This is a genomic window from Flammeovirga sp. EKP202 (assembly GCF_014534745.1).
In the GTDB taxonomy this organism is placed as follows: Bacteria; Bacteroidota; Bacteroidia; order Cytophagales; family Flammeovirgaceae; genus Flammeovirga.
Genome location: NZ_JACVVP010000002.1, coordinates 79477 through 97045 on the forward strand (window position 1 = coordinate 79477; position 17569 = coordinate 97045).

Here is a 17569-nt window from a genome sequence, read left to right on the forward strand (position 1 = left end):
ATTTAAAATATCGAATACTTACTTCTTTGGTGATTGTTAGTAATTACATCGCAAACTTGCTAAATGGTTCTGGTACAACGAGATCATCTGTTCTTGAAATAATATCGAACTGACCATCTGCACGAATTTCACCAATTAGTACTGGTTTCGACAAGTGATGGTTATCAGGATGCATTTCTACATATCCACCTGGTGCTTCAATAGAAAGACCTGATAGTGCTTTGATCACTTGATTTACATCTGTTGTTCCTGCTTTTTCAACTGCTTTTTTCCATAAGTATATACCTGCATACGACCAGTGAATTGGATCATCTGTTACACGAGATTCACCGCCATGCAATCCATTTTCTTTACAATATTTTTTGAAGCTTTCCACAAACTTAAAGTTCTCCGGAGTCTTTACCGATTGATAGTAATTCCATGCTGCCAAGTGACCTACTAAAAACTCTGTATCCATCGCTCTCAACTCATCTTCCGCAACTGACATGGCCATGATCGGGCAAGTAGAAGCTGATAAACCTTGGTTCGCAAATTCTTTATAGAAAGGTACATTACTGTCGCCGTTGATCGTACTCAATACACATGCATCACCTGAAGAAGCAAAACGCTTGATTTTTGACACAATAGTTTGGTAATCTTGGTGGTGGAATGGTGTGTATTCTTCAATGATATTTTCTTCAGGTACACCCGAATCCAATAAGAAGTTCTTTAAGATTTTGTTGGCTGTTCTTGGGAATACATAATCCGTACCCAATAAATAGAACTTTTTATAGTTACCTCCCTCTTCGCTCATCAAATATTCTGCTGATGGAATCAACTGTTGGTTTGGTGTTGCTCCTGTATAAATGATGTTTGGCGATTGTTCTTGCCCTTCATACTGAACAGGATAGAAAAGTAGTCCTTTGTACTCTTCATAAACTGGCAATACTGATTTTCTAGAAACCGAAGTCCAGCAACCAAAAGTTACATCTACTTTATCTTTCACTAAAAGTTCTTTTGCCTTTTCGGCGAATAAATCCCAATCTGACGCCGGATCTACAATGACAGGCTCTAATTGTTTTCCTAAAACACCTCCTGAGGAATTGATTTCATCTATTGCCATCATCAGTACATCTTTTAAGGATACTTCTGAAATGGCCATGGTCCCACTCAAAGAGTGTAATACGCCTACTTTAATGGTTTCTTGTTTTTCTGCAACAGTTTCTGAGCTAGAAGAGGCTTTTTTATTGGCACTACAGCTAAGAAGTAGGCCTAAAAGAAAGATTAAAAAACAATGCTTGTTGATGATACGTTTCATAGTTAAATTATTGTTTGTTCAAAAGATATATATGAGATGTTTTCCGATAAATGCAATGCATTAGAATACAAAGATTTGAGCTTGAAGCCATACTTGGCCATAGGTCTTTGATTCGTCTGTTGCTGCTACTGTTTTTGTAGTTGTAGTATATGATAATCTAAGGTTGGTATTGTAACCATTAAACCAATAGTTTACTCCTCCACCAAATACGGTAGTGGAATTGTACTTATTGAAGTCTGAAATACTCTCAGCATCTCCAATTTGATTACTTTCAGCATTCATGCCCTGACGCTCATAACGCAACCAAGGTTGTAATTTAAGATCCTTAAAGTAATATCCCAACTCCATGAATTGAGTATTTTGTGTTGGGATCATTGTCGCAAACGAATATTCATTTTCTGGGCTGTTTCCTCCTGAAATATAAGAGTACGCTCCGTTCAATGTCATCGAACCTAAATCACCTACAGGCATATCTAAGAATACATCAACACCTGCTGCTAAGTAATCGCCTTGAGCGTCAACACCACCACCAATAGAAAGTGTTTTTCCTTTGCCTAAGTTTGTTCCTGAGTAATAGAAGTTTTTGTCTTCATCAAAAATATTGTACACCAAACGACCTACGGTACGGATCGGTGATGAGTTTGTACCATCAAAGCTTGTTCGGCCTGAGAAAAATCCTAAACGGTATTCTAGCTTGTTATTCGCGAAGAAACCTCTAAAATTCACCCCCAAATCTCTACCAAAGTTACCTTGTAAAGGACTATCAGGAAACAAGTTATAAGGATATTGGTAATAAGTAAAATCATTAGCCATTAAACCGGCAGCACCCTGAAGGCCATTTCTGTTGTGTGATACCAATTGTAGACCACCAATCACTGAAAAGTAATCATTGAAGACATGCTCATACTGGCAATCCAAGATAATTGGTGTAACAGCGGCTTGTTTCCCTCCGCCAGCTGTCGTTGCACCATTGATTGGTGAAGGAATTTCAGTTTCCATAAAGAAGTTTCCCTTTTTTGTCAACTGAGCACCTACCATAATTCTTGCTCTATAGACCGCAAAGTCAGTAGACCAATTACTTGGATCTGGACCTGCTGGATCACCTCCAAAAGCATATCCATCTTGTTGGCTTCCTGCAAACATATGGATGATAGCACCTACTGAAAAAGAAGGTTTAAACTCCTCTTCTTTTTCTTTTGCAATCTTGTCTTCTGCATTACCAGCAAAGATGCTTTTGGTCTCATTTTTCTCTGCATTGATTTCTTTCAGCAATGATATATCATCATTGATACGTAAGCTTGAGGATTGTTTTGATTGTGCACTTGCACTGTAGTTTACGAAAAAGAAAGTTAAGAGAGTTACAGTAAAAGTTAAGTAGTTGGTTTGTTTCATAATAATTTGTTGCTTTTAAATTACTTACGTAACAAACGTACGTATCAATATAACTTTATCCAATATTAATAACAAAAATTACGTAATAGCAACTTAAAAACATTTTAAAATCTGCTATATGGCAGTTTACATATAAATCAATTAATAATTTCAATTAAAAACCATATTCCAGTATATAATTACGTAAATTGCGATATAAATAATAAATTAATTTATATTAGCATTCAAATAAAAAGATCTATCAAAAATAAAATTACGTAAGTAATTAATAAATTAAACTTAAGTATGCTAATGCTAACAGAAAGCCTCCCTCTATTATTTTCCGCTTTGAGTATAGGAATCATTCACACTCTCTCAGGGCCAGACCATTATATGCCATTTGTTGCACTTGCCAAAGCAAAGAATTGGAGTACAACTAAAACATTAAATGTAGTGGCAATATGTGGAATAGGCCATGTTGTGGGATCAATTGTTTTAGGACTCTTAGGCGTTGCATTAGGATGGAGTGTTTCAAACCTTGAAATCATTGAAGGACAAAGGGGTTCCATTGCCTCTTGGTTTTTATTGATCGCAGGAGTTTTTTATGCTGTTTATGGAATTTATACAGCGATCCAAAATAAACCTCATTCTCATGTTAACACAAAAAAGTCGCTCTCCTTTTGGGTTGTCTTCATCATATTTGCCTTTGGCCCTTGTGAACCTTTAATACCTTTATTAATGTACCCTGCTGCTCAACTCAACCTTTATTTATTAATCGCCGTCACCTTAGTTTTTGCTACAGCCACTATAGGCACAATGCTTACAAGCGTTTACACATTATCGAAGGGGATTTCACTAGTGCATTGGCATAAATTGGAAAGGTATAGTCATTTCATTGGAGGATTTACCATTATGATGTGTGGTGCTGGAATGGTATTTTTAGGATTATAAGTCATGTAGTTTTTATGGCATACTTCATTTTTTTACCTTTGAAGAATATTTTTTGTGTTACCTTTCATACAAAACTGATCAAAACCGACTCATGTTAAAGCATAGAATATTATTAGTGGATGACCATGAAATTTTTAGAAATGGTGTAAAACAACTCGTCAACAAAGAAGAAGACTTAGAAGTTGTAGCTGAAGCTAGTAACGGGGAGGAAGCTATTCCATTGGTAGCAAGTCACCATATTGATGTTGTGATTATGGATATTTCTATGCCTAAAAAATCAGGATTAGAAGCGGCAGAGTTGTTATTAGCAGAATCCAAAGAGACACGAATTCTATTCCTCTCTTTATATGATAGGGAAGATTATATAGTGAAAGCCGTGAAAGTTGGTGCTTGTGGGTATATCCTTAAAGATGAATCCAATAAGACGTTTTTAAAAGCGATCAGAAAAGTAGCCGCCGGAAAGTTTTATTTCTCTGGCGACACCAGTGACATTATTGTAAAAAGTATCCGAGAAGATAAATTCAGTAGTTCTTCCAGCTCCATTAAAACTCAAAATACAATCAGTCTTTCCAAAAGGGAATCTCAAATTCTAAATCACTTAATGGAAGGCCTAGACAATAAGGAAATCTCAGAAATGCACTCCGTCAGTATTCGTACGATCGAAACACATCGATTGAATATTTTGAGAAAGTTAAGTGTTAAGACTATTGAGCAGGCCATCGAAAAAGCAAAGAAGTTGGGGATTGTGTAAGGAAAATGCATTATCGTTCACTTTCAAATCAAAAGCCACTATCGCTTCACATTTGCGATAGTGGCTTTCGTATTCTAGGTAGAAACTGCTACTTTTTTTATAGTTTAAGACCAATCACCGTAATATCGTCTCTTTGATCCTCATCACCTTGATGTCTCTGTAATAGGTGTTCCAGTTGTTCTTTCTGTTTAGACATTTCTAATTTTGAAGTGCCTTGAAGGATGCCTTCAAAAAGTTTCTTCCCGATTTTCTTTCTCAAATGATTATTTTGATCAATATAGCCATCCGTTGAGAGGTAGATTTTATCTCCTTTTTGAAGCTGAATGGAATGTGATGTAAATTTCTTCTCTTTTTTCTTCTTACTTCTACCGCCAATGGAAATATTGTCGCCCTTTAATGAGATCAATTGATTTTCCTTCGTTTTATAGAAATAAACCGTGCTTTTTGCTCCTGTAAATGTCACTTCTGTTGCACCCTCAGCATCAGAAACAACCTTTAAAAGGGCTAGGTCCATTCCGTCATCAATATCTGAATTTTCCTGTTGGAGGTAATCAATGATAGAGGCATTCAATTTTGTAAGAATCTCTACAGTGTCATATTCTTTGTGTTCTTTGATGATTTTATTAAGAATTGAAATTCCCAACATTGACATAAAACCACCAGGAACTCCATGACCTGTACAGTCTACAGAAGCGACAAAAGTTGTGTTATCCTCTGGGATTGTCATCCAATAGAAGTCACCCGAAACAATATCTTTAGGCTTGAAAATAATGAAGTGATCCGCAAAGGCTCTTTGAAGCTTTTTAGCACTTGGAAGTAAAGCAAACTGCATTGTTTTGGCATAGCGAATACTATCCGTCATGCGTTTATTCTTTATTTTCATGTCTGAGTTGATCGACTTCACTTGCTTGATCAAATCAGATACCTCTTCATTTTTGGTGTTGAGCTCGTCATTCCTTTCTGAAATTAAATCATTCGTTTCAGAAAGATAATCTCTTTGTTGCTGTAACTCCTCCGCCTGTTGTTGTAATTCTTCAGATTGTTGAAGTAGCTCCTCAGACTTCTCATAAATCTCCTTCGTCCTTTCTGTTACTCTTCTTTCAAGTACCATCTCCCTCAGCTTAAAGCGTCTTACTCTCCATCGGTAAGTGAAAAATAACGCTACAAAAAATAGGACAGCAAATAAGAGTTGTATTTCCAGTCTTTCATAAAAAGAAGCTAATTTTTTGAATTCTAGCCTTACGGGCTTTTTCAGCCAAACGTTGTCCTGATTCCCCGCTGAAATCACAAAAGTATAGTCTTCAGGAGGTAGATTGGTATAAATTGCATTTTGATTTTCTTCTGCATAAATCCAATCCTCATCAAATCCTTCTAATTTATATTTATAGGTAATTCCTTCTGGATGCAATAAACTAATACCTTCATAAGCAATCTCCAATCGGGTATTTCCTTCAGGGATTTCAAATTGATCAGCAGTATGACTTACGGTCTCACCATTGACCATCACTTTATTGATAATTACCGTTGGAGGTGTTTTTTCTACAATGATATCATTACAATTCACAATGCTCACGCCATCATAAGTATGAAACCAAATTTCACCATTCTTTCGGACCAAGCTTCTACCATTCGCCATCACACTTTTGGATTTCATACCGTCTTTGGTGCTATACAGTTTTAGTTTCACTTTGTCAAGGTTTCCTCTATACACTTGGTTAAGTTCATCAATTTTCAAAGTATATACACCTACATTGCAGCTTATCCAGAAAAGGTTGTTTTTACGGTCTTCGATGATGTTAAAAACAGAGGTAATTTCTCCTTCAATTTTTCTATGATAGCTAAAAACTTTATCTCCTTCCACTCTGAAAATACCATTATTAGTACCATACCAAATCACGCCACGATGATCTTGTATTACTTTAAAAACAGGTTCAGAATTGAGTTGATGTAACTTTGTGAAATTATAAAATTTACCGTTTTTATACGTTGTAACTCCTCCTTTTGTACATATCCACAACTTCTTTTGATTGTCCTCAAAAATAGATAGGATAAAATTATTCGTGAGCCCATCTTGTGTCGTGAAGGTTTTAAAGCGACCATCTTTCTGAAGGATGTTGAGGCCGTCAATTGTACCTACCCAAATATTGCCATAGGCATCTTCAAAAGTAAAACGAGCATAATTATTCGATAATCCGTCTTTCTTGGTATAATGAGTTACTTTTTGATAACGATCTATTTTTGTTAGTCCTCTTTTAGAGGCAATCCATGTGTTCTCTTTACTATCAACAAATACATCTTTTACACTTTTCGTTTTCAGTTGACTGTTGAACCAGTGAGGGGTAAAAGCATTATTCTGATAAACAGTAATTCCTCCATTTGTTGCCAATAGAATCTCATCATTTGAGATGCCTTCAGAGATGGAGTATACAAAATTCCCTGTAAGCCCTTGTTCTACACCATAACTTGTAAACTGCCCTAAATTCAGTCGATAAGCACCATGCTGATAAGTACCTACCCAATAGTTGCCCTCATGATCTTCGAGGATACTACATACGATATGTTTTCCAATTTCTTTATTCTTTGAAAAAGAGCTAATAAATTGATTAAAATATCGAGCAATACCATGGTCTGTACCAATCCATAATGCCCCTTTAGAATCTTCAAATAAAGCTGTAATGTTTTTTGATGGAAGTTGATCTATTTGATCGAAGCTACTGACTTTAAGCTCTTTATTCAGCTTTTTTAGGTAACCACTACCACCAATCCAAAGGCTTTCATTTTGATCCAAAACCAAGGCTTTGATGTTTTTTATTTTCTTATTGTTATAATCAAATTTCTTTGTGTCGATGTTATACCTAAACAATCCGCTCTTTTTAGTACCAATCCATAATTTGCCAGATTGATCTATTTTTAAATCTGATATTGAAGCTTTCTTTAGTACAGAAGGGATACCACTTGAAATAATTTTATTTTTTTCGATATCAAAATAGCATAAACCCGCTGGAGTACCAATCCATAAATTTCCTTTTTGATCTTCTACAATTTCGTGGATCTCATTATGAATCAGCCCTTCTTTTTCAGTAAAAACTTCCCACTGATGATTACTATATTTAATCAAGCCTGCTTGAGACCCAAACCATCTAGCATTTTTGGTTTCCAGCATGTAGGTAAAACTATGTGTTGTCAACCCATCAGTATTGCCTTGATTGAGTACATGCATAGATACTCCATTATACCTAACGAGCCCATTGTAGGTACTTAACCATAAATATTTATCAGTGGTTTGGTATAAATGTAAAACGCCGTTGGTAGGCAAACCATCTTCAGAGGTCAAAGCCTCAAAGCTGTATTGAGAAAGTTCTTTTTCGTTCAGCTTAGCAAAAAGTAGATTACTTATTAGTAGTAATAAGGTTACAAGAATTGGTCTAAAAATTACCATTATTTAGTCAATAGAAATATGCGAACAAATTGTCGTAATTTTATAAGTGAACCACTCATAATAATTACTCTTGTGTAAAAAAATAGAAATGTATGTTATAAAGGTGCAAAAGATATGTAGAAGTACACTAATTCATAAATGAATATTAACAAACACATTGTTTATCAACGGTTTCATGATGTATAACATTGAGTATTTATTGCTTTTGACACTTTGAAGGAGATGAAATTTTTCGTGAACGTCCAATCGATCTTTCTATAAGATTTCTTTGATCTACTTTCAAGTCAACTTCTTCTTTATTTGTATCCTAACACAAAAACGAAGTAAAAAAGCTATAAATCCTCCCAAAAAATGGGGATAAATGAGTAATTGAACTTAGAGTGAAAATATTTTCCCCTACTCTACAGCAGCTTTAAAATATATTAGAGTATTATTCATTTAAATCAATATTCTATCACAATGGCAAACAGACTAGCAGTAGTATTAGGTGTTTTTCTTTTTCCTTTTTTGGCGTACGGACAAGGTTTCAAAGATGTAAAAATGCATTATGTCACTTTTGAGAAAGGGGAAGCAAACCCATTGAAATCTCTCCCCTTTGAAACAACAGACGAAAACGTAAAATGGGGACATGAGATTGTACTTTACCCTAACATCGAACATCAAACGATAGAAGGAATTGGAGGCGCTTTTAATGAGATTGGAGGTGAAGCACTTTTAAGCCTACCCAAAGAGCAACAAGAAGAAGTAATGCAAAACTTATTTGCTTCTGACAAAGCTGGCTTTACATTTTGTAGAACGGCGATTGGTGCAAGTGATTTTGGAATTGATGCTTACAGCTATTCTGAAAAAGCGGATGATTATAAAATGAAGTATTTCTCCATTGAAAGAGACCAGAAATATGTACTTCCTTATCTTCAAAAAGCGTTTGAAATTAATCCGAACTTAACACTTTTTGGTTCTCCTTGGAGTCCTCCGGCATGGATGAAAGAAAATAACTCTATGGTGGGACTTACAGAGAAAAATAATTACTTAAAAACAGACAAAAAAATCTATAAAGCGTACGCTAATTATTTTGTAAAATACATCAAAGCTTATCAACAAAATGGGGTGAGGATTGATAGAATTTGTGTACAAAATGAAAATGATGCAAATACAAAATATCCTAGCTGTACCATGCCTCCTGCTCAGATGCTTGATTTAGCCACTAATTACATTATTCCTACTTTCAAAAAAGAAAATATTGAGGCTGAAGTTTATGCAGGTACATTGAGAACTGCTATTAAAGCTGATATTTTGGAACTTCTTTCTTTAGAGGGAGTAAATCAATTGGCTGGTGTTGGGATACAATACACATCCCCTAATATCATTACTGACGCTGTAAGAATGCAGCCCAATTTAAAGATGTTCCATACAGAAGGTCACTGTTATAATGGTAAAAACACTGTAGAACAAGGGGCACATCGATTGGAGGAAATTGCTGACTATATCAATAGTGGTTTAACCAACTTCTGCTATTGGAATATGATTTTAAATGAAACCACTGAAAGTGGATGGGATTGGCCTCAAAACTCATTGATCAATATTGATAGAGAAAAGAAAACGATCCAATACAATCCTGATTATAACGCTATGTATATCATCAGTCACTTCATAAAGCCGGGTGATGTACGAATTGCTTCCAACAGCAAGAAGCCATTGTTGACTGTAAAAGATAAGGAAGGCAACTTAAAAGTGTTGATTCATAATACAGACAATAAGGATGCAGTTTATCAAATTCATTTGAATGGTGAAAAGAAAAAGGTAGTACTGCCTAAAAATAGTATTACGGCAATGGTCATAAGAACACAAGCATAATAACAAGGGAAGAGATAATTGATGACATCTCTTCCCTTTTTAATGTGCCTTATAAATTAATATTGCTATAAGACTTATATATTATCTCTTTAAACTTCCTTCTTCTTCATTTTTTCCATTGCTGAAAAAACGAAGCAAAAAAAGCGAAAACGACATTCGTGTCCAATACGAAATCTCCTGATTTCTAAAAGGCCTCTCCTAACGTGATATAAATCCCATTGTTTTTATCGATCAAGCTCCAAGCAAAATCAATTCGAACATTCGCAGGGTCTTTTCTATTAATATTAAAACGAAGCCCTGTACCCAATGCAGCCTTTAGAAATTGAAGATCTGAAAGCTCATCATAAACAGTGCCTGTCCCGAAAAAAGTGGTCATTCCCAGTCTTCCTACTACATTGAAACGATACTCTGCTTGAGCCTGAATAGAATGCTGATCTCTATACCTTCCAAGGATATACCCTCTCAAAATCTGTTTTCCACCAAGCAAAGCCAATTCTGTATACGGAACATTGCCAAAAGTATTTTTTGCGACTACCTGCAGAGCCAAAACTCTTTTGCTGTCTTTTCGAAAATCAATATAACGTCGGCCATCAATTTCTACAGTCCCAAAAGCTCCTCCATTAGAGTTCAAATAAGCAGTAGCTGAAATGTCTAAATAATAATCTTTAGTCGGGGTCAAGATGCTATTTCTTTTGTCCAACATCCACACCGGCCCAATTCCAGGATAATAACCACCTGCATTTCCTTCTAAGTGAGGTGCCGGAATATCATTATTATAACGATCTTGATAGCTGACATTAAAAATATGCATGTACCTTATTTTTAATCCGAAGAATTTCGATTGCTGATACTGTCTCAAAATCCGTTCTTTGACTTCGAAAGAGTAATAATTGACATTGAGGTATTCCTCTGAAGAGGATTGATTTCCAATTCCATAAAATGGTTCAGGTGTGTTTTTATATTCAATAATCCCTTTTAAAAAATATTTCTCTTGAAAGGTTAAAAATGTGTGTTCGGTTTGCAGAAAAGTATGCCCTTTGTAAGAAGTACCATAATAGAAACTAAGATTAGAAGGGCGTGCTAAATTGTCTTTTTTATCGAATTTAAATTGATACAAACAATAAACACCTACCACTAAATCGGTACGTGGACTGTAAGTGAAAGAAGGAGAAGGAAGAATGTTGTTCTTGTATATTTTTTGAGATGTTGAGTCTGTTTGTGCCTTTACTTTTGATGTAAATAGCAAAATAGAAAGTAATAAAATATAGAGAATGCCTTTCCACATTGAGTGCTTATTTTAAAAAGTAAATTGGGTCGTTATCATGAAGAAATGTTGGGTATGTGCTTTACCTGCTTGCGTATCCCAAAAATATTGACCAGGTTCCCATAAGTTGTAAGTGGCACATATTTCCCAGTGTCGATTGATAGAAATGATGGTTGATATCTGAAATGAATCCCCCAAGTCTCTGGCACTAGATGCTCCACTTCTTAATATTCCATTTGATGTATTGTAAACTGCATCATTCAAACTCGACCGCATAAAATTCCAATACGTTAATCTTGTTTTTACTTTTTTGAAGGCCGTGAAATCTACATTAGCAGAAAAAGAGGTTAAGTTCTTACGGTCCATGGCACCATGCTCTCCAAAAAACTGTGCTACCTGAGGAAATAAAGGGTTAAAAGTATTCAATGTACCGTCCCCTTTGTTTTGATCTCCAGAGGAATAATCAAACCTTAACCAAATGTGAGGTTGAAGTGCTATTTTAGGAAAACTTACCCCAAACTCAGTCGTGATAGAATATGCACTAATATTTTTGCCACCAAAAGTACCAAATTGATACATGGCTTCTACTTCATAATTGAAGACTCTTTTGATGGGGCCTGACAGCAAGAAACCTACTGTATAACGGTTTTCATCTGCCACACCTTCTTCATACACTGCATTCTGTCGATGAAGTCCATAAAAATAAGGCTCGAAATAAGTTTTACTAAACGACGACCAACTTGGCACTCCAAAGCCTGCATGAGAGTTGTAGGCTACATCAAAACTTTCATATCTCAAACCCCAAAAAGTAGTATTTTGATCTCTAGTAGTATAACCATCCGGCACTGGAATGACAGGCTTTGAAATAAAACCCGTCAACTTATTATTGTCATTGCCTATATAAAAACCCGCTCCATCAAAAGTACGGCGTGTAATCAGCCAATTCCCTGGAGACAATAAACGTTCGTGTCCAGCTTGTAATTCTCTTCGCCCTACCCAAACACCAAGGTCGGTCTGCTTGTAAAGGTCGAATTTATATTCTGCAAAAAGATTTAGAAAAGCACCTTTAGTAACTGGAGTCCCTGCCCCTAGTCTTTCCGAATTGTCTTTAGTGGTGTTAGAGTAAATACCTTCTGCAAATACTCTAAAGTTTTCTCCGAAATGTATGTCTGCATGAGCCCGCATACGTAATGTAAACAGCCCCGAATTCTGAGGTAAAAACTCCTCATTGACCGTCGGCATATAACGGACACGTACCTGCCCACCGAAAGAAGCCCATATCTTTTTGTTATTGGATAAAGGTATATTCTTTATAACATCAGACCAATCCTGAGCTCTTGCGTCACGGTCTGACCACTCTTCTAGTTTCCATACTTCCTTGTACCGTCTATCAGCATAAGACGGTAATGGATAAATCGTTTCTAACTCTTGTCCTATTACAACAATGACATCCGACAAAAGTATCAAAACCAAAGCGGAAGACTTTAGTAGTTTTGGCATATTCTACACGTTAAATTGCTCAATCAAAATACGTTCTTCCAATGATTGATCCTGATCAAATAACAGATGCCTCATATCGTTTTTATCTTGCCATACTTTCGCTCTGACGGCATTTTTCACTTCTTTGGAATCTGCTGCTGCACCAATGGGTCTTTTGACAGGATCTAGATTTGTAATTTCTATGTTCACATCATCTGGAAGTAATGCTCCTTTCCACCTTCTTGGACGAAATGGACTGACGGGTGTCAATGCTAAAAGGTTGGAGTTTAAAGGAATGATAGGCCCATGAGCTGAAAAGTTGTAAGCTGTACTCCCTGCAGGAGTTGAAACTAATACTCCATCTGCATGTAATGCCTCTAGCATTGTCTTACCATTGACCGCAATTTTCAAATTGGCACTCTGACCAGAATAACGGATCACCGATACCTCATTATAAGCCTTGTAATGGTAATGCTCTCCCTGATCGTCTTCAATGTCCACTGAAATAGGACAAAGGTGAATATCTTTTGAATGATTAATGCGTTCTAAAAGGTCTACATCGTCTTTGTATTCATTCAACAGAAAACCTAAAGTCCCTCTATTCATCCCAAAAATAGGAATGTCTAAATGCGGATAAGTATGTAAAACTTGTAAGAGAAAACCATCTCCTCCTAAAGCCACAATCACATCTGCTTCTTCGGGTACATAGTTTTCATATTTTGATAGTAATAAATTGAAAGCTTCCTCTGATTTAGGGCTTCCTGATTTTAAGAATGCTAATTTTTGATATTTCATAATAAGTTAGTAAGTGATTATGTTAATTGTTTTGAGTACTGTTACTTTGCTACATTATACCCGTATACAATCTCGTATTTGACATCTATCATGTTTCAAGTGTTAAGCATTAGCGTCACTTGCGATATGGTAGATGATTAAAAGGACTTTTCTTTTAATCTGTAATCTGACAATTATTTAACAGTAACTACCTCGGCCTTGTTTACAATCTACTTACTCACCGAAAATAATCTCATACTCGACATCTGCAAAATGTTGTTCACCCAAACTTGTCTTAACAACTACAAGAGGATATTGATGCCAATCTTCTACATATACTTCCTCAATAACTCTGGTTTCATCTCTTAAAAAAGGAGTACCAATGATAAAGTCCTTTTTCTTGCCATCTGTATCAATGATTGATACGCCTTTAAATGATCCCATTACTTTCTTTCGTTAAATGAATAAAGATTTATAATTATATATTGTGCACCATCATCACTTTAATGGTGCACAATATATATCCGTTCTATGCCGTCATCTCGTCTGAAACTTCCTCTTCTTGATTTCCTAGTTTCATTCCAGGAAGAAAGAAGCTCAAGAGTAATGAAATCACCGTGAAAATACTCACAATGAGGAAGGTCTGACGGAATGCATTTTCAGCTGAATTATTCACAATTTCCTGGTACGTAGCTTTGGTTTTTTCAGGTAATTGTTCACTGACCCATGCCTTTTCTTGTTCAGGAGTGATCTCCATAAAAGTATCTTCTAACTCGATAATAATTTCTTCCTTATCTCCTAAAGTTAACTGCAGGTCTTCAGTGGCTTCATACCCCTCTACCATATTAGAATATACCGCTCCGAAGAGGATAGATCCAGCAAAAGCGATTGCAAAACCTTGCCCTACAATTTCCTTCATAGTTTCTGATAAACCTGAAGCTTCTCCATCTTGTTCTGATGGTACTTTGATCATCGTCAATGTAGCAATTTGTGCCATAACCAACCCACATCCTGTACCGAAGACCAAGGAACCGGTCATAGTAGTAAATGGAGTCATATCTACTGAAACTTGTTCTGTAATCAGATAAGTACCTACCAAAACAATCACAAAGCCTACTATCGTAATTAACTTTGGAGTTATTTTGCTACCAAGATTGGCCGTAAAGAATGCTGCTGCTGCTACACTGATGGAAATAGGTAGGGTTGTCAATGCGGTATCAAAAGAATCTAATCCTGCTGCTGACTGCACAAATACAGAAACTGTAAATAATACTGCAGCGATTAGGAAGTAAAGTAATGCTTGTATCGTCATTCCAATCGTAAATGGAATGTTCTTCAAAATCGATGCACTCAATAATGGTGTTTCTCCTTTAGCTGTCAATGCTGCTCCTCTCTTGAAGAATATAACCAACAATATTATAGCGATCACATACATCAAAGGTACGATCGACAATCCTCCTAAAGGTATCACTGAACCTCCAATTTCAAAAGGTCTTTTCTCCATCAACCAACCATATTGTGATGCCATTGTTGTCGCAATCAAGAAAGTACCGAATGCGATAACAGATAAAAATACGGAGAGAATATCAATTTTTATCGAAGGGTCCTTTTCTGTTTCTGGCAAAGTAAAAGCAGCAATGATGGTCAAAACTCCGAATGCTGGCGACAATCCCAAAGCAATTCTCCATGAAACAATAGAGGCCAAATAACCTACTACCACTGGTGCTACTGCCGATACAATCGATAATACTGCTCCATAAATACCAAAGGCCATAGCACGTTGAGAACCTTCATAAAAGTACATGATGATAGCGATTGAGGTCGGAATAATCAATACCATTCCGAAAGGCCAAATCAAGGCCCAAGCTATACTAAAAATTGTAGAGTTTGGTGCCAATACAACGATTGTTAAACCTACAGTGTAGATAATCGATCCAATCAAGAACACTTTCTTCTTTCCTATTTTATCTCCTAATCTACCTGCGGTGACCATCAATGTTCCGGCAATTAAAGAGGCTGAAACAATAACCATTTGTAATCCTGAAACGGACCAATTCAATTCTTGTACAATCGGTCCAATCAATACGTTAATACTAAAAGATGTTATGTACATCATCACCATCGACAAGATGATCACGATTAACGGTTTCCAATTCATTTTTTCTTGTGTACTCATTTGTCTAGTCTATTTATGGTCTCACAATCTCTTTTTTTCTATTGATATAGTATTCTTTGGTCTGATCAATCCACGTTCTTAAATAAGGGCGGAAAGCATCCAACATCTCTTCTGTTCGGTCAGGACTTTCCCACGCTTCATTATCATGTCTTTCATACTTCATTTCCTTTACCTGTTCCAATCGTTCTAAAAGCATCTCAATAATTTGAGGAGCCTTTTCTTTGGACCAAGTCGGCTGTCCATCCACTTCTATATAAATGGGGGAAGTATGTGCTTGAATTCTCTTGGTAAAATCACTTTGAAAAACAATATCGTGTGACTTTTCTCCGTGTACTTTCACCGCTATCCAACAGCTTTTATCTGCCGGTAACTCTAATTCAATCTCTATTTCTTTCTGTCCCTTTTCGAGCTTGATATCCTTCACTACATCACCATCCACAATGATGCTAGCATATTGAAGTAAATCCCAGCTGGGTACGATATAACCTTTTGCTTTAATGGACAACGTCTCTCCTTTTTTCACTTGAAGTGTAGCTCCTATGTCTTTTTCATTGACATTGAAGTCAATCATTGGTCCATTGGATACAAACGATTTTCCTTCTTTGAGTGCTTTATTCCAAGCTTCAGGTGTGAACTCCCCGTCGATTTTCACAAACGTCCTCACTGCTCCCGGCAACGACATATAAGGCCAATCAGAACCTGCAGCTGCACTTAATTTAAATCCCAAATTGAGGAAGGCATACCAGTCGTTCACGTTGAGAGAGTGATATTGGAAGATCTCTACAAAGTCTACTTCATTTTCAGGAGCCAGCATTGCTAAGGCAATATTTTGTTGAAATTGAGCAAAATCCATATGTGCTACCCCAAATACACCTCCTTGTTTGTGTACCTCTTTTGATACTTTATCATAATGGAAATATTCATTCGGATAGCGAACAAATTCATGATGACCCATTGCTAAAACATGTCCTAAAAAGTCTGTTCTTGGATCCTCTTGTCCTGAAGCGATATAGTAATCTTTTTCTTTGTACTGCCCTTCTTTTCCCCAAGCGTATTGGTCAAAGTGTGTAGTGACCGAATTTCCCAATGCATACAGCCAATGCATGTGCAAATCTGCTGCTCTTGCATGTGCGATCTGATTTGGATTGGCGGTCGCGTTGGTTCTTGAGAAGTGATTGTGTACGTCACCGGAATACCATCCTTTTTTGGGCATATCCAAAACATGTTCTATCTGAACAGCTATTGGATTGTCTTCCCCTGCCTTGATTTCAATTTCCTTTTGAAGTATGGGATATTCAGGCCCTTTCATTACAATCAAAGTATATTTCCCTGCTGGGATATTCGCCTGATAAAAACCATCGATATACATCGTATAATGATTGTCGCTTGGCCAATACACCTGATCCAATTCCTCTCTGATCTCTACAGATCTTACTTTGGTCTCAAAGAATTGTAACTCAATAGCACTTTCCGTTGGAAGTGGCATTCTACCTGAAGCGTCATACAATCCAATTTGTGCTGCTACTCTTTCTTTAGATTTCTTTTCAAATAGGTTTAACTGTAAATTTCCTTTGGCGTTTCTCTTTGGTGTCTCTCCAATTAATTCAAATTGAATATCACGAATAAAAAGTAGCTTATTCGACATATCTAATCCTGAAGCAAGTGCAAAATCAGTCTGCCCATAACCCCGGTTTGCAAAGCGTGCTCGTTCTAATACAAACTCGAATTTTTGAAATCCTTTGGTACCAGCTGCAACTTCCACTCTATGCACTGACTCCACCCCACCATTTCGATCATAAGTATAGAAAAACTCCGTTAGATTACTAGCATCTAGTTCTACTGTCACCTTCACTTTTTGATCAATATCAAAAGCAAACTGATCATAAATACTAAATCCTAAAGCGATTCCATACAAGATCTTCTCACCTCCATTTTCTTTCACTCCTGCTCTTGAAGGATCATTGTCCACTCTCAAGCCCATGGTTTGAAAAACACCTGTAGCAATGGTCTTATTGATCTGATGAGTGTGCCAATGCAACTCAAAAGTACCTGAAGCATTGTCAGGTTGATGTGCGGTTAACATCAATGGCAAAGTAAAAAGCAAGCAAAAACTTAGTAGTAATTTTTTCATTCTCTTCTTAGTAATCAAAATAGAGTTTTTAAGTGAAGGTGGTTCGTGAGCCACAAGGCATTGTGGCTCTACAAAATGATAC

General features: G+C 36.4%; 12 protein-coding genes. 3 read left to right on the plus strand and 9 right to left on the minus strand.

All coding sequences use genetic code 11. The annotated features are described in order from the left end of the window. Window positions 1-43 precede the first annotated feature (43 nt). Both urtA and IC221_RS01445 read right to left on the minus strand, forming a co-directional pair. Window positions 44-1297: an urea ABC transporter substrate-binding protein gene (gene urtA, locus IC221_RS01440; protein ID WP_188167272.1), complete on the minus strand. Its 1254-nt coding sequence runs from the start codon at window positions 1295-1297 to the stop codon at window positions 44-46. Window positions 1298-1357: 60 nt separating this feature from the next. Continuing rightward, window positions 1358-2689, minus strand: coding sequence for a hypothetical protein (locus tag IC221_RS01445; protein ID WP_188167273.1), 1332 nt, complete (start codon window positions 2687-2689; stop codon window positions 1358-1360). A 291-nt stretch (window positions 2690-2980) separates the two neighbouring features. On the opposite strand from IC221_RS01445, the gene IC221_RS01450 reads away from it, so the two are divergent. Together IC221_RS01450 and IC221_RS01455 are read left to right on the plus strand one after the other, a co-directional pair. Then, the gene (locus IC221_RS01450) at window positions 2981-3619 is read left to right on the plus strand and encodes a hypothetical protein (RefSeq protein WP_188167274.1); all 639 of its coding nucleotides are present in this window, start codon (window positions 2981-2983) and stop codon (window positions 3617-3619) included. 91 nt (window positions 3620-3710) lie between these two features. Next, a complete protein-coding gene (locus tag IC221_RS01455) occupies window positions 3711-4370 on the plus strand; it encodes a response regulator transcription factor (protein ID WP_188167275.1) in 660 nt (219 codons plus the stop codon). 97 nt (window positions 4371-4467) lie between these two features. On the opposite strand, the gene IC221_RS01460 is transcribed toward IC221_RS01455, so the two are convergent. Further along, the gene (locus tag IC221_RS01460; protein ID WP_188167276.1) at window positions 4468-7809 is read right to left on the minus strand and encodes a two-component regulator propeller domain-containing protein; all 3342 of its coding nucleotides are present in this window, start codon (window positions 7807-7809) and stop codon (window positions 4468-4470) included. A 459-nt stretch (window positions 7810-8268) separates the two neighbouring features. Between IC221_RS01460 and IC221_RS01465 the strand changes: the two genes are divergently transcribed. After that, the gene (locus tag IC221_RS01465) at window positions 8269-9663 is read left to right on the plus strand and encodes a hypothetical protein (RefSeq protein WP_188167277.1); all 1395 of its coding nucleotides are present in this window, start codon (window positions 8269-8271) and stop codon (window positions 9661-9663) included. Window positions 9664-9847: 184 nt separating this feature from the next. Here the strand turns inward: IC221_RS01465 and IC221_RS01470 are convergent, their stop codons facing one another. The 6 genes from IC221_RS01470 to IC221_RS01495 all read right to left on the minus strand — a co-directional run bounded on the left by IC221_RS01470 (window position 9848) and on the right by IC221_RS01495 (window position 17487). Beyond that, window positions 9848-10948 carry a hypothetical protein gene (locus IC221_RS01470; RefSeq protein WP_188167278.1) on the minus strand — a complete coding sequence of 367 codons (1101 nt, stop codon included), beginning with the start codon at window positions 10946-10948 and terminating at the stop codon, window positions 9848-9850. 12 nt (window positions 10949-10960) lie between these two features. Then, window positions 10961-12427, minus strand: coding sequence for an alginate export family protein (locus IC221_RS01475; protein ID WP_188167279.1), 1467 nt, complete (start codon window positions 12425-12427; stop codon window positions 10961-10963). Window positions 12428-12430: 3 nt separating this feature from the next. After that, window positions 12431-13201, minus strand: coding sequence for an NAD kinase (locus tag IC221_RS01480; protein ID WP_188167280.1), 771 nt, complete (start codon window positions 13199-13201; stop codon window positions 12431-12433). 213 nt (window positions 13202-13414) lie between these two features. Continuing rightward, window positions 13415-13624 carry a hypothetical protein gene (locus IC221_RS01485; protein ID WP_188167281.1) on the minus strand — a complete coding sequence of 70 codons (210 nt, stop codon included), beginning with the start codon at window positions 13622-13624 and terminating at the stop codon, window positions 13415-13417. Between the two features lie 85 nt (window positions 13625-13709). Then, window positions 13710-15356 carry an MFS transporter gene (locus IC221_RS01490; protein WP_188167282.1) on the minus strand — a complete coding sequence of 549 codons (1647 nt, stop codon included), beginning with the start codon at window positions 15354-15356 and terminating at the stop codon, window positions 13710-13712. A gap of 13 nt (window positions 15357-15369) precedes the next feature. Further along, complete coding sequence (locus IC221_RS01495) at window positions 15370-17487, minus strand: CehA/McbA family metallohydrolase (protein WP_188167283.1); 2118 nt, start codon at window positions 17485-17487, stop codon at window positions 15370-15372. Window positions 17488-17569 lie beyond the last annotated feature (82 nt).